We start from the raw sequence: 12,756 nt of genomic DNA, 5'->3' as shown, positions 1-12,756 counted from the left end.
CTGGCGACCCCGGAAGGGCTCGAACCTTCGACCTGCCGCTTAGAAGGCGGCTGCTCTATCCAGCTGAGCTACGGAGTCACGCGGCAGAAGCCATTTAGCAGCCCGGTTTCCGGGTGTCATCAGGAGTCTCCGGCCCACGCACCGACCTGCCTTCCCGTGCAGGCCGTCACCGAGCGAGCACGGCGTCCGTCACGGCGTCGGCATCGCGCCGCTCTTTGAGGCCCGAACCTCCGGGTTCTTCATCTGGCTGTAGACGATGCTGGAGAAGCTTCCGATCACCGCATGCCAGGAGAGCTTCTCATAGGCCGGATCGTTGCGACCCGCCTGACAGAACGCCGTGGTCAGGCCGTTGACGATGTCGTCGCCCTTGGCGTCCGGCACGGCCGCCTTGATCGGCGGCAGCAGGCTGTTGATGACGGGGATGAAGTCTTCCTGGGCCAAGCCCTTGAGCTTCTGCGGTGCCCCGGATTCGGCGATCGCCTTCGCGATCTCGGGCTGCGCGATCTCGGCGCAGGGCGCGGAACCGGCCAGCATCGTCTCCGTCGCCTTCCGCGCGGTCGCCACGATGCCGCGCTCGCCGATCACCGGGGCGGCATTGCCCCAGGCGTTGCGGACATAATCGGTGACGTCGGCGACCTCCTGGTCGGTCATGCCGGCGCCGATGGCGGGCATCGGCGCGTAGCCGTTCTGAGCGGAGAGGCCGCCCAGGATGACCCGGATCACCGTCTCGGGTCCCTCGGCCTGGACCGAGGTGTTGCCGGCGAGCGCGGGAATGGCGCCCTCCACGCCCCGGCCGTCCGGCTTGTGGCAGGAGGAGCAGTAGCTGAGGTAGGTCGCGGCCCCCGGGGCCCCGGCGGCGTTGAAGGCCTGCAGATCCTTGGACTTGTAGCTCTCCTTGGCCTTCTGCGTGCGCAGGTAGGCGACCATCGCCTTGAGGTCGGCGTCGGTCATCTTGGAGAGGGATTCCTCGATGGTCTGGCGCATCGGACCGGCGGCCACCCCCGGCAGGTTGCCGGGCGCCGCGCCTGTCTTGAGATAGGTCACCACCTGGTCGTCGCTCCAGGCGCCGATGCCGGTGTGGTCGTCCGGCGTGATGTTGGGCGCGTACCAGCCGTCGATGACACCGCCGCCGAGCTTGCCGGCCAGGCCGCTGTTGCCCACGATCTTGTTGGCGTTGTGACACATACCGCAATGGCCGAGCCCCTCGACGAGGTAGCCCCCGCGATTGACCTCGGCACTGGCCTGCGGATCGGGCTGGAACTCGCCCGCCGTGAAGAAGGCCGTGCGCCAGGTGATGAGCGCCGTGCGGATGTTGAACGGGAAGGGAATCTCGGAATCCTTGCGCGGCTCGTGCACCGCCGGCAGGGATTTCAGGTAGGCGAAGATCGCGTCGGAATCCGCCCGCGTGACCTTGGTGTACCAAGCGAACGGGAAGGCCGGATAGAGGTAGGACCCGTCCTTCGTGATGCCGTCGTGGAAGGCGCGGTAGAAGTCGTCGGCGCTCCAGTTGCCCAGGCCGGTTTCCTTGTCCGGCGTCAGGTTGGGGGTCCGGATCTTGCCGATCGGCGTGTTCAGCACGTAGTTGCCCGCGAAGGGCTTGCCGCCCGGCGCCGTGTGGCAGGCCACGCAATCGCCGGCCGTCGCCAGATACTCGCCGCGCTTGATCAGGTCCGCATCCTGTGACGCGACGGTCTGGGCCGAGGCGGCCCCGGCCCCGAATCCGAACGTGAGCGCAGCTCCCAGGCGGAGAGCGGTGCGGCGATTCCTCATTGCGTCTCTCCGTGCTTTGGGTCTGGGGGCGTGGAATCTGCGTGGAACGTCAGGTGTGCGGGTCGAGTCGAAGGGGCGTCGCTTCTGGGTGGGGGCGGCCGCCGAGGCGCAGGACCATCTCGCCGCCATGGGCCAGCCCCGACAGGGCGAGGCACCCGGCGATCGCGGTCCAGTGCGCACCGGTGAGCGCCCCGCGCAGGGCGAGCATCAGCGCGGCCCCCGAGGCGAGGTTGCACAGGACGGGGGGCAGGGCCGTCTCGCGCCGCCGAAGTATCAGGGACAGAACCACGGCCTCGATTGCGACGAGGACCAGGATCGCGTCCATGATGCGTCCGCCGGCGAACAGCGATTCCATCGGGGTCAGGCGCTCCGGAAGGGCCCGTTGAGCCGGACGATCGCCCTGTTGAGACACGCGGCGATCCCGACCCAAACGAGATAGGGCAGCAGCAGGGTGGCGGCGAGACCGGAAACCCGCGCCGTGACGAGGATCAGTGCGGCGATCGAGACCCACAGGAACACAACTTCGAGAAGAGCCCAGTCCGGCCGGCGCATGCGGAAGAACAACCCGCTCCACGCGATGTTGAGGACCGCGTTGATCCCGTAGGTCACGACGAGGGCCGTGCGGGAGGCCAGACCCGAATCGGCGTTCCAGGCCATCACGCCCGAGATCGCCGTCAGGGTGAAGATCGTCGTCCAGACCGGGCCGAAGGCCCAGTCCGGCGGCTTCCAGGAGGGGCGCCGCAGGGCGTGGTACCAGGGTCCGGTCGTCGTCAGGAGGCCGCCGGCCAGGGCCACCACCACGGCGACGCCGGCCGCGACCAGAGGCGGACCCCAGTCGCCCGTCAGCGCCGCGTTCACGGCGAGACCCAGCGGAACAGGTGCGCGAGATCCTTGAAGAAGATCCGCGCGTGCGCCACCGGCTTCGCCCGCACCAACTCCTTGTTCATGTACGAATCCCAGGTCAGCTGCTGCACGTCGCGGTCGCGGCAGATCGAGACGAAGCGCTCGCGCAGACCGTCGTTGCGGTACCAGACTCCCTGCATGATCCGGAGGATCAGGAAGACGCGGCCATGCAGGCGCATGAAGCGGCGGCGCGCCTCGGAGAGGGCCTTCGCCCGCCCGGTGACGAGGAAGGCCTCCGCCGCCTCGGCCGCGAGGCGCCCGCCGAGCATCGCGTAGTAGATGCCTTCGCCGGAGGCGGGGGCGACGATGCCGGCCGCATCCCCGGTGAGAAGGACGTCGCGGCCGTTGTCCCAACGCTTCAGCGGCTTGAGGGGGAGGGGAGCGCCCTCGCGGCGAACGGTCTCGCCGGCCTCGAGGCCCGTGGAGGCTCGCAGGTCGCGGATGGCGCCGCGCAGGGAGAAGCCCTTGCGGGCGCTGCCGGTACCGATGCTCACGGTCTCGCCGTGCGGGAAGACCCAGGCGTAGAAATCCGGCGAGAGCTTGCCCTGGTAATAGACATCGCAGCGGGTCGCCTCGACATCGTGGACACCGGTCTCGGGCAACCTGACGATCTCGTGATACGCGAAGACCTGCCGCATGGCGACGTGCCCGGGGATCTCGGCCCGGCCGACGGAGGAACTCGCGCCGTCCGCCCCGATGACGAGGCGGGCGCGGGCGGCCCTCGGAAACCCGTCCTCCAGGTAGTGCACCGTGGCGCCGTCCCCGTCGCGCTCGATGTGCCGAAAGCTCGCCGCCCGCAGGACCGCCCCGGCCTCCGCCGCCCGGGCGCGCAGCCAGGGGTCGAAATCGGCGCGGTCCACCATGCCGACGAACCCGTCGCCGATGGGCATGTCCACGCGCTTGTCCTTCGGGGAGACCATGCGGGCGGAGCGGATGCGGGCCACGAGGAGATGGTCGGGAATCGCGAAGTCGCGGATCAGGCGGGGCGGGATCGCGCCGCCGCAGGGCTTGATCCGGCCGGGCTTGTCGAGGAGGAGGACGCGCCGCCCGGCACGGGCGAGGTCGGTGGCCGCCGTGGCGCCGGCCGGGCCGCCGCCCACCACCACGACGTCGTAGGTTTCCGGCCCGGCCCCGTTCACGGGTGTATCGCTTCGGACGGCCGGCATCTCGTGACCTCTCGACATGACGTCACCTCGCTCGTGGAATCATCGGGCGGACAGGGGAGTCCCGAAGGCGGAGACCGCGCGCCGGGCGCGCGGAACCTGGGTGCCGGGGGCATGGGCGATCCGCAGCGCCAGGGCGGCTGCAGCCACGAACAGCACGGCCTCGACCGCGAAGACGCCCGCATAGGCGTCGACGGCCCGGGGCGTGACGAGGCGGGCGAGATCGACCGCGACGGTCCCGAGGAAGCCACCGGCTCCGAAGGCGAGGCCCTGGGCCGCGCCCCACACGCCCATGCGGGTGCCGCGCTCGGCCTCGCCGCCGGCCCCCGCCAGCGCCATCATCGAGCCGATGGCCGCCACCGCGAAAATGCCGTTGAACAGGCCGAGGGCGAAGACCGGGACGCGCAAGGGGAAGTCCGCGCCGATCAGGCCGCCGCCCGCGATACCGAGGAGGGCCGCGCCGGAGCCGAGGCAGCCCAGCGTCGTCCAAAGCTTGAGGGACCCGAGAACCGGGCCGCCGATGCCCATGGTCAGGCCCGCGACGGTCAGCATGCCGGCGAGGACACCGCCGTGCTGCAGACCCGCGAGCTTGGTGGTGACCCCGGGCGACATCGCGAAGACGAGGCCCGCGAAGGGCTCGAGGATGAGTTCCTGCGCGCTGTAGGCCAGCATCGCCACGAAGATGAAGATCGTGAAGCGGCGCGAATCGGGCTCGGCCCAGACCCGGGCGAGCACCTCGCCGAAGGGGCGCTTGGGCGCCGCGTCCGCGCTCAGGTCGGGAGCGCCGCGCACCGGCTCGATTCCGCGCACCGCGAGGAGCGCCACTGCGAGAGCGAGGAGCGAGACCGTGCCGGAGACCGCGACCAGCCGGGCGCCGGAGAACGGATCGAGGAAATGGCCGGCGATGGGCGCCGTGATGGCGAAGCCCGCGATCATCATCACCCAGACGATGGTGGCCGCCGCCCCGCGCCGGCGCGGCTCGACCCCGGTGGCGAGGAGCACGAGGAGCGAGGTACCGGCCGCCCCCGCGCCCATGCCCACCGTGAGGAACGACAGGACCGCCAGGGCGAGGCCGGCGGCCTGATGCGTCTCGGTGAGCGCCGTGGCCACCGCCGCGCCGAAGCCGCCCAGCGCAAGGGCCGCCATGCCGCCGACGATCCAGGGCGTGCGCCGCCCCGTCCGGTCCGAGCCGTAGCCCCAGCGCGGGCGCAGCACCTGCACCGCGTAGTGCAGGGCGACGAGGCCGCCGGGCACGATGGCGGGCAGCGCGAGTTCCACCACCATCACCCGGTTGATGGTCGAGGTCATCAGGACCACGACGGCGCCGAGCGCCGTCTGCACGAGGCCGAGCCGGACGATGGCGGCCCAGCCGAAGGGGAGCGTCGCCATCACGGGCCTCCCACCAGGGGCCGCAGGGCGAAGGCCGCCACCAGCATGCCGAGGACGTAGAGCGTCGTGCCGGTGCCGTTGTACCAGGCGGCGCGTCCGCGCGGCTCGGCGAGGAGCCGGCGCATCAGCACGAACTGCCCGACCAGCAACGCGCCGATGAGCGCGCCGTGCCAGGGGCGCTGCCAGGCGAAGAGGGCCAGTATGACGGCGACCTGGGGCAGGGCCATGACGAGGCAGGCGAGGCGCGCGGCGCCGAGCGTGCCCAGCTGCACCGGAAGGGACCGGATGCCGGTGCGGGTGTCGCCCTCCACCGACTTGAAGTCGTTGAGCGTCATGATGCCGTGAGCGCCGATGGAATAGAGCAGCGCCACCAGGAGGACGCGCCCGTCCGGCACCGCCGCGGCCATCACGGCGGCGCCGGTGAACCAGGGCAGGCCCTCGTAGCAGAGGGCGACCGCGGAATTGCCCCACCAGCCGTTGCGCTTCAGGCGCAGGGGCGGCGCGCTGTAGATCCAGGCGAGCACCAGGCCGAACAGGGCCGCGCCCAGGATCCAGGGTCCGAGGGCGGCGGCGACGAGGAGGGAGAGCCCGGTCCAGCCCGCCGCGACGTAGAGGCCCCAGCGGCCCGGCATCCGCCCCGAGGGAATCGGCCGGTGCGGCTCGTTGATGGCGTCCACGTGGCGGTCGTACCAGTCGTTGACCGCCTGCGAGGTCGCGCAAACCAGGGGGCCGGCGAGGATCACCCCGGCGGCGATCACGGGCCATTGCCCCGTAGGCGAGGCGCCGGAGGAGACCACCCCGCAGGTGAAGGCCCACATCGGCGCGAACCATGTGATCGGCTTCAGGAGCTCGACGAGGGCGCTGGGTGCGGGCGTTGCCATGGAGACGACGCTAAATTAACGCCGCCGTGTGTCAAGTTTGATTTACACTTGATGCTTGCGACCGGAGGTCTTTCGCGCATGGCCTCGGGCCGGATGGCGCGTCCTTAGACCGAGTCGTCGTTCGCGTCCGGCGCGTCGAGGTCGCCGATGCCGTAGCGGCGCATCTTGGCGTAGAGGCCCTGGCGGCTGAGGCCGAGCATCTCCGCCGCCGAGGCGCGGTTGTCCCGGGTGATGCGCAGGGCGGCCTCGATGCACAGGCGTTCGATCAGATCGGTGGATTCGCGCACCAGGGTTTTCATGGAGACGCGTCCGACGAGCTCGGTCATCTGTTCCACGGAGCGCGGGAGTTCGCGCCCGCCCGTCGTCGGGGCGGCCCGGCGCGGCGCGGCCCGGAAGGTGAAGCCGAGGCAAGCCTGGGTCCCGCCGCCGGCCGAGACGGCGGCGACCTCAACCTCTTCCATGCCGCCGTACTGCCCCCGGATGTGGGTGGGGAAGTGGCGCACCGAGCCGTGCTGCGTCAGGGTCGTGAACAGGGCCGTCGCCTCGGTCTCCTCCCGGCCGAGCCAGCGGTCGAGGCGCTGGCCACGGACCTGCTCCTCGGTGGCGAGTTGGACGAGGTCGAGGAAGGCCGGGTTGGCGGTGAGGATTCGGCGGCCCGGATCGGTGACGACGAAGCCCTCGGGAAGATTCTGAATGACGTCGAGGGCACCGGCCCGGGCGGGGCCCGGCTCGGTTCCCGGGGGCTCGGCAGCGGCCAGGCGCAGGAGCACGCTGGTGGCGTTCTCCTGGCGGAACAGAGAGGCGGCGACCCGCACCGGCCCGCGCCCGTGTCCGAGGCGGGCCTCGAGATCGGCGGCCTGGCCGGTCACGCGCAGGCCCGCGAAGAGCGATTCGAGATCGCGCCCGCTGCTGGCGTCGAAGAGGTCCACGGCGTCCTGCCCGACGATGCGCTTGTCCGCGCGGCCGATGAGGCGGGCGGCGGCCGGATTGACCTCCGTGACGCGCCGGGTGCCCGAATCCACCACCAGGACGGGTTCGGAGCCGAGCTGGAACAGCAGGCGGTAGCGGGTCTCGGCGCCGCGCATGCGCAGGTAGTCGCGCTCCAGGGCCTGCTGCGTCTCGGCGAGCGTCCGCTGCAGGGAGGCCATGGCGCGCAGGTTGCGCCCCAGCACCAGGATCTGGCCATCCTGGGCCAGCCGCATGGCGGCGTAGCGGATCGGCAGGTCGGTGCCGGTGGGCGAGACGTGGTTGACCTGGCGCCAGCGCGTCACGGCGTTGGGCGCGGCGTCCTTGAGGAGGGCGGCGATCTTCGGCCGGCTCTCCACCGTGACCGTGTCGATCCAGGGGCGGCCGAGCCAGGTCTCGCAGCCCTCACCGGCGAGGTCCGAACTGCCGAAGGTCGCGTCGCGGACGATGCCCTCGCCGTCGATGACCAGGGAAAGGTCCGTGGCGGCGGCCACCAGCAGCCCGGCCGCCTGCGCGTCGAGTGGGCCGAGGGACTTTTGAAGCGCCGCAAGCGCTTGGCTCGCGGCAGGAAGCGCCAAGCTGGCCACGGGTCACCGGATCTCGTTGTGAGCGATCGGGACTGTTCGATCAGGCAGGCCGTCTCGGTCGGGTCTGTCTTTCAGCAGGGTCTGGCCGGCAGATCAAGCAGGCTTTCGGCAAGCGCGGGGGCGCGACGGGCGTCGTCGGACGCCGCGTCGGCCCCGACCTCACGGAAAAGCTCGGGCTTGCCCGCGAACGCCGCTCCGCCCACGATGACCCGGAGCGCGGGGTTGCGCGAATGGCGCCGCAGCGCCGCGATGGTCTCGGTCACCCTCGGCACCAGGACTTCGCTGGCCAGCGACAGGCCGACAACGTCGAACCAGCCGTCGCGGGCGATGACCTGGAGTTCGCCGTCCGGCCGGGTGCCCGGGCAGGTCACGTCCCAGCCGGCCGCCACGAAGAAACGCTCCACCACGGCCACGCCAAAGCTGTGGGAATCTCCCGGGCAGGGCAGCAGCAGGATCGCGCGGGCCTGCGGCGAGGCCTCGGCCTCAGCGCCGACGCGCTGCGTCAGGTCCCGCAGGATCCGGTGCAGTCGACCCATGGCGCGGGTCACGTCCACGAAATCGCAATGATCCTCCTCCCAGAGGACGCCGAGGTGCCGGGCGGTGGGGGCGAGCAGGTCGAGGAGCAGGCTGTCGAGGGACAGGCCGCTGCCGAGGAGGTCCGTGACCCCCGCCTCCAGACCGTCGTCGCCCGGCGCCAGGACCAGGACCGCGAAGGCCGCGATCTGCTCGGAATCCGGCAAAATATTGCATTGTTGTACGACGGGCTCGGGCCGGTGCGCGAGCATCAGGCGCGGGATGATTTCCGCCTCGACGAGCGAGGCCAGCTCCCTCTGAAGACTCTGCTTCCGCCGCGCATCGACCGGCTTGGCGCCGAGGTCGATGTCGAACAACTCACTGAAATCACGACCTGTTAATTCGTATCGCAAGCAATCACCGAATTGCCTCACATCATCCATTGGTCCCTCCCCAATGATTCTGACGGCGTGATTCTCGGTTCGATCTTGCGCGTCGAATTCCGGACGTCTGACGTTGTGCGCCTGTCCGCCACCGCGCGCGGGGCAAACCCGGACGCGATGCACGTGACGGTCGCACGATACGCTTCAGGTCTGCTTTATCAATGCAAATTGTATAACTATTTTGCACTCAGCGCGTAAATTCGTTTTGACGTAAAGCCAGCTTGACACTCTCTCGGGGGGTTCCTAACCTCCCTTCAACGAGGCCGTCCGACCCGCTCGAACGGACTTAAGAGAGGGGGACAGCATGATCCGGAGACCGGACAAGGCCAAGCGCCCCCTCTACGATGCCGACCAGCGCGCCCGTCGGGACGCCTCCCGCTGGACCCTGGTCCAGGGCGTCCTCGCCCCCCTGCAGTTCCTGGTGTTCGCCGTCAGCCTCGGCCTCGTGCTGCGGACCCTGGCGACGGGGGAGGGGGCGGACGCCGCCAACGTCTCCGTCGTGCTGAAGACCCTGGTCCTCTACGCCATCATGGTCACGGGCTCGATCTGGGAGAAGGCCGTGTTCGGCCGCTACCTGTTCGCCCCGGCCTTCTACTGGGAGGACATGGTCAGCATGCTGGTGCTGGCCCTGCACACCGCCTACCTCGTGGCACTGGCCACCGGCGCCCTCGACACCGCCGGCCTGATGGTCCTGGCGCTCGCGGCCTACGCCTCCTACGCCGTCAACGCTGCGCAGTTCGTGCTCAAGCTCCGGGCCGCCCGGCTCCAGCCGATCTCGTCCGGCCTCGTCGCGGAGGGCGCGCGATGAACGCCCACGCGCCGATCCCCACCCTGGATGCGGGCTGCGACATCCGCCACGAGCGCGGCCAGCGCGCGGTGTTCTGCGGCCTCACCGGCATCGTCTGGCTCCACCGCAAGATCCAGGACGCGTTCTTCCTCGTGGTCGGCTCGCGCACCTGCGCCCACCTGATCCAGTCGGCCGCCGGGGTGATGATCTTCGCCGAGCCACGCTTCGCCACCGCGATCCTCGACGAGCGGGATCTCGCCGGCCTCGTCGACGCCAACGAGGAACTCGACCGCGTGGTCCGCCGGCTCATCGAGCGCCGTCCCGACATCCGCCTGCTGTTCCTCGTCGGCTCCTGCCCCTCCGAGGTGATCAAGCTCGACCTGTCGCGGGCGGCCCAGCGGCTGTCGCGCAGCTTCCATCCCGACGTGCGGGTGCTGAGCTACTCGGGCAGCGGCATCGAGACGACCTTCACGCAGGGCGAGGATGCCTGCCTCGCCGCCCTCGTGCCCGAGATGCCCCGCGCCCCCGAGACCGGCGCGCCGGCACTGCTGGTCGTCGGGGCGCTGGCCGACGTGGTCGAGGACCAGTTCGCCCGGCTCTTCGCCGATTTCGGCATCGCCGAGGTGGCGTTCCTGCCCGCGCGCCGCGCCGGCGCACTGCCGGCGGTCGGGCCCGACACCCGCATCCTCCTCGCGCAGCCGTTCCTGGCCGACACCGCCCGCGCCCTGGAGGCGCGAGGCGCCGAGCGGATCGCCGCGCCGTTCCCCCTCGGCTCCGAGGGCACCACCGGCTGGCTCCGGGCCGCCGCCGATGCGTTCGGTGTGCCGGCGGAGCGCTTCGAGCGGGTCACCGCCCCGGGCCGGGCGCGGGCCGCCGTCGCCCTCGACCTGTACCGCGATCGCCTCGCCGACCGGCGGGTGTTCTTCTTCCCCGATTCGCAGCTCGAACTGCCCCTCGCCCGGTTCCTGTCGCGCGAGATGGGCGCCGAACTGATCGAGGTCGGCACGCCCTATCTCCACCGCCAGCACCTCGCCCCGGAACTCGCCCTGCTGCCCGCCGGCACCCGGGTGGTGGAGGGCCAGAACCTCGACGCGCAGATGGATCGCTGCCGTGCGGCAAAGCCCGACCTCACGGTCTGCGGCCTCGGCCTCGCCAATCCGCTGGAGGCGGAGGGCCTGGCCACCAAGTGGTCGATCGAGCTGCTGTTCACCCCGATCCAGGGCTACGACCAGGCCGGAGACCTCGCCGAGCTCTTCGCGCGGCCGCTCAAGCGCCGCGCCCGGCTGGAGGTCTGAGCCGATGCAACTCACGCTCTGGACCTACGAGGGACCGCCCCATATCGGCGCCATGCGGATCGCCACCGCGATGAAGGGCCTGCACTACGTGCTGCATGCCCCCCAGGGCGACACCTACGCCGACCTCCTGTTCACCATGATCGAGCGGCGCGACGCCCGCCCGCCCGTGACCTACACCACCTTCCAGGCCCGCGATCTCGGCGCCGACACCGCCGCGATCTTCCAGGACGCCGTGGCGCAGGCCTACGAGCGCTTCCGCCCGCAGGCGATGATCGTCGGCGCCTCCTGCACCGCCGAGCTGATCCAGGACGATCCGGGCGGCCTCGCCCGCGCCCTCGATCTGCCGATTCCGGTGATTCCGCTCGAACTCCCGGCCTACCAGAAGAAGGAGAACTGGGGCGCTTCCGAGACCTTCTATCGCCTCGTCCGGACTCTTGCCGGCGGCACGCCGACCCCCCGCGACGGGCGCCGCCCCATCTGCAACGTCCTGGGTCCGACCGCGCTTGGTTTTCGCCACCGCGACGACCTCGTCGAGATCACCCGGATCCTCGGGGCGCTCGGCATCGACGTGAACGTGGTCGCGCCGCTCGGCGCGACGCCCGCGGATCTCGGGCGCCTCGGCGCGGCGGATTTCAACGTGATTCTCTACCCCGAGATCGCGCGGGCCGCCGGCCTGCACATGCAGAAGACCTTCGGCCAGCCGATGGTCGAGACCGTGCCGATCGGCGTCCAGGCCACCATCCGGTTCGTCGAAGAGGTCGCGGCCGTCGCGGGCGTCGATCCCGCGCCGGTCCTCGCCGGCGCGCCCTCGCGGCTGCCCTGGTACTCGCGCTCGGTCGACTCGACCTACCTCACCGACAAGCGGGTCTTCATCTTCGGCGACGCCACCCACGCGCTGGCTGCCGCACGGGTCGCCGCCACCGAACTCGGCTTCAAGGTGGTGGGTCTTGGCACCTACACCCGCGAGTTCGCCCGCGAGGTCCGGGCCGAGGCCGCGCTCCACGGCATCGAGGCCACGATCACCGACGATTACCTCGACGTCGAGGCGGCCATTCAGGCGGCGCAGCCGGAACTCGTGCTCGGCACCCAGATGGAGCGCCACATCGCCAAGCGCCTCGGGCTGCCCTGCGCGGTGATCTCGGCACCGATCCACGTGCAGGACTTCCCCGCCCGTCACTCGCCGCAGATGGGGTTCGAGGGCGCCAACGTCCTGTTCGACACCTGGGTCCACCCCCTGATGATGGGGCTCGAGGAACACCTCCTCGGGATGTTCCGCGAGGATTCCGAGTTCCACGGCGCGGCCGCGCCCTCGCACCTGCCCCGGCACGGCGTCGAGGCGCCGGTGGCCGTCGAGGCCGCCTCCGTACCCGCACCCGCGCCCGCGTCGCTCGACCCGATCCTCGTGACCTGGGCGACCGACGCCGAGAAGGAACTGAAGAAGATCCCGTTCTTCGTGCGGGGAAAGGCCCGTGCGAACACCGAGCGCTTCGCGCGGGAACGCGCCCTGCCGCTCATCACCGTCGAGACCTTGTACGATGCCAAAGCGCATTTCGGACGCTGAGCGCCCGGCGCTCCGGGTCGTCCTCGTGACGATGGACAATCATGTGGCGAGCGCCCTGGAGCGCGCCCGCCAGAGGCTCGCACACGACCTGCCCGGCCTCGTCCTCGACTTCCACGCCGCCGCGGCCTGGGACACCGATCCCTCGTCGCTGGAGGCCTGCCGGGCCGACATCGCGCGGGGCGACATCGTCATCTCCACCATGCTGTTCATGGACGAACACGTCCGCGCCATCCTGCCGGCCCTGCTGGCGCGGCGCCCGCATTGCGACGCGATGATCGGCTGCCTCTCGGCCGGCGAGGTCGTAAAGACCACCCGCCTCGCCCGCTTCGACATGGACGGCACCAAGCGCGGTGCCCTCGATTTCCTGAAAAAGCTGCGCGGCAAGCCCGGCTCCCAGGGCAACGGCGCCCGCCAGATGGCGATGATCCGGAAGCTGCCCAAGATCCTGCGCTTCATCCCGGGCTCGGCCCAGGACGTGCGGGCCTACTTCCTCACCCT

12 protein-coding genes and 1 tRNA gene are annotated in these 12,756 nt (G+C 70.7%); 4 read left to right on the top strand and 9 right to left on the bottom strand.

Translation table 11 applies throughout. The features are described 5' to 3' along the window. Position 1: 1 nt before the first annotated feature. From K2X24_RS10055 to K2X24_RS10015, 9 genes are all read right to left on the bottom strand, one after another. Positions 2 to 78: transfer RNA gene (locus K2X24_RS10055), tRNA-Arg, on the bottom strand. 111 nt (positions 79 to 189) lie between these two features. Next, complete coding sequence (locus K2X24_RS10050) at positions 190 to 1,770, bottom strand: cytochrome c (protein WP_292497372.1); 1,581 nt, start codon at positions 1,768 to 1,770, stop codon at positions 190 to 192. Positions 1,771 to 1,819: 49 nt separating this feature from the next. Beyond that, complete coding sequence (locus K2X24_RS10045; RefSeq protein WP_292497369.1) at positions 1,820 to 2,125, bottom strand: hypothetical protein; 306 nt, start codon at positions 2,123 to 2,125, stop codon at positions 1,820 to 1,822. Positions 2,126 to 2,130: 5 nt separating this feature from the next. Then, a complete protein-coding gene (locus K2X24_RS10040) occupies positions 2,131 to 2,628 on the bottom strand; it encodes a TspO/MBR family protein (protein WP_292497367.1) in 498 nt (165 codons plus the stop codon). Next, positions 2,625 to 3,839 (bottom strand): geranylgeranyl diphosphate reductase, encoded by a 1,215-nt coding sequence (locus tag K2X24_RS10035; RefSeq protein WP_292497374.1) that lies wholly within the window; start codon positions 3,837 to 3,839, stop codon positions 2,625 to 2,627. The genes K2X24_RS10040 and K2X24_RS10035 overlap by 4 nt, the downstream gene beginning before the upstream one ends. A 39-nt stretch (positions 3,840 to 3,878) precedes the next feature. Next, the gene (locus tag K2X24_RS10030) at positions 3,879 to 5,225 is read right to left on the bottom strand and encodes a BCD family MFS transporter (protein WP_292497365.1); all 1,347 of its coding nucleotides are present in this window, start codon (positions 5,223 to 5,225) and stop codon (positions 3,879 to 3,881) included. Continuing rightward, entirely contained in the window at positions 5,225 to 6,106 is an 882-nt protein-coding gene (chlG, locus tag K2X24_RS10025) for a chlorophyll synthase ChlG (protein ID WP_292497362.1), read from the bottom strand. The genes K2X24_RS10030 and chlG overlap by 1 nt, the downstream gene beginning before the upstream one ends. Before the next feature lie 104 nt (positions 6,107 to 6,210). Continuing rightward, entirely contained in the window at positions 6,211 to 7,659 is a 1,449-nt protein-coding gene (gene ppsR, locus K2X24_RS10020) for a transcriptional regulator PpsR (RefSeq protein WP_292497359.1), read from the bottom strand. 71 nt (positions 7,660 to 7,730) lie between these two features. Then, positions 7,731 to 8,549: a B12-binding domain-containing protein gene (locus tag K2X24_RS10015; protein WP_292497357.1), complete on the bottom strand. Its 819-nt coding sequence runs from the start codon at positions 8,547 to 8,549 to the stop codon at positions 7,731 to 7,733. Between the two features lie 370 nt (positions 8,550 to 8,919). On the opposite strand from K2X24_RS10015, the gene bchF reads away from it, so the two are divergent. The 4 genes from bchF to K2X24_RS09995 form a co-directional block, all read left to right on the top strand. Next, positions 8,920 to 9,423, top strand: coding sequence for a 2-vinyl bacteriochlorophyllide hydratase (gene bchF / locus K2X24_RS10010; RefSeq protein ID WP_292497354.1), 504 nt, complete (start codon positions 8,920 to 8,922; stop codon positions 9,421 to 9,423). Continuing rightward, positions 9,420 to 10,697: a ferredoxin:protochlorophyllide reductase (ATP-dependent) subunit N gene (locus K2X24_RS10005; RefSeq protein ID WP_292497351.1), complete on the top strand. Its 1,278-nt coding sequence runs from the start codon at positions 9,420 to 9,422 to the stop codon at positions 10,695 to 10,697. Before bchF ends, K2X24_RS10005 begins: the two co-directional genes overlap by 4 nt. Positions 10,698 to 10,701: 4 nt before the next feature. Then, positions 10,702 to 12,258 (top strand): ferredoxin:protochlorophyllide reductase (ATP-dependent) subunit B, encoded by a 1,557-nt coding sequence (gene bchB, locus K2X24_RS10000; RefSeq protein WP_292497349.1) that lies wholly within the window; start codon positions 10,702 to 10,704, stop codon positions 12,256 to 12,258. Further along, positions 12,233 to 12,756 (top strand): DUF3479 domain-containing protein (locus K2X24_RS09995; RefSeq protein ID WP_292497347.1); only part of this gene is annotated, 524 nt, incomplete at its 3' end. The genes bchB and K2X24_RS09995, both read left to right, overlap by 26 nt.

It is taken from the genome of Methylobacterium sp., from assembly GCF_019750675.1.
GTDB lineage: Bacteria > Pseudomonadota > Alphaproteobacteria > Rhizobiales > Beijerinckiaceae > Methylobacterium.
This window is presented reverse-complemented; position numbering and strand designations above follow the sequence as displayed.

Excerpts from the sequence above, each read along its gene's own strand:
- K2X24_RS10030 (WP_292497365.1), bottom strand. The coding sequence starts at position 5,225 with ATGGCGACGCTCCCCTTCGGCTGGGCCGCCATCGTCCGGCTCGGCCTC.
- bchB (WP_292497349.1), top strand. The coding sequence starts at position 10,702 with ATGCAACTCACGCTCTGGACCTACGAGGGACCGCCCCATATCGGCGCC.
- K2X24_RS10035 (WP_292497374.1), bottom strand. The coding sequence starts at position 3,839 with ATGCCGGCCGTCCGAAGCGATACACCCGTGAACGGGGCCGGGCCGGAA.
- K2X24_RS10005 (WP_292497351.1), top strand. The coding sequence starts at position 9,420 with ATGAACGCCCACGCGCCGATCCCCACCCTGGATGCGGGCTGCGACATC.
- bchF (WP_292497354.1), top strand. The coding sequence starts at position 8,920 with ATGATCCGGAGACCGGACAAGGCCAAGCGCCCCCTCTACGATGCCGAC.
- K2X24_RS10045 (WP_292497369.1), bottom strand. The coding sequence starts at position 2,125 with ATGGAATCGCTGTTCGCCGGCGGACGCATCATGGACGCGATCCTGGTC.
- chlG (WP_292497362.1), bottom strand. The coding sequence starts at position 6,106 with ATGGCAACGCCCGCACCCAGCGCCCTCGTCGAGCTCCTGAAGCCGATC.
- K2X24_RS10050 (WP_292497372.1), bottom strand. The coding sequence starts at position 1,770 with ATGAGGAATCGCCGCACCGCTCTCCGCCTGGGAGCTGCGCTCACGTTC.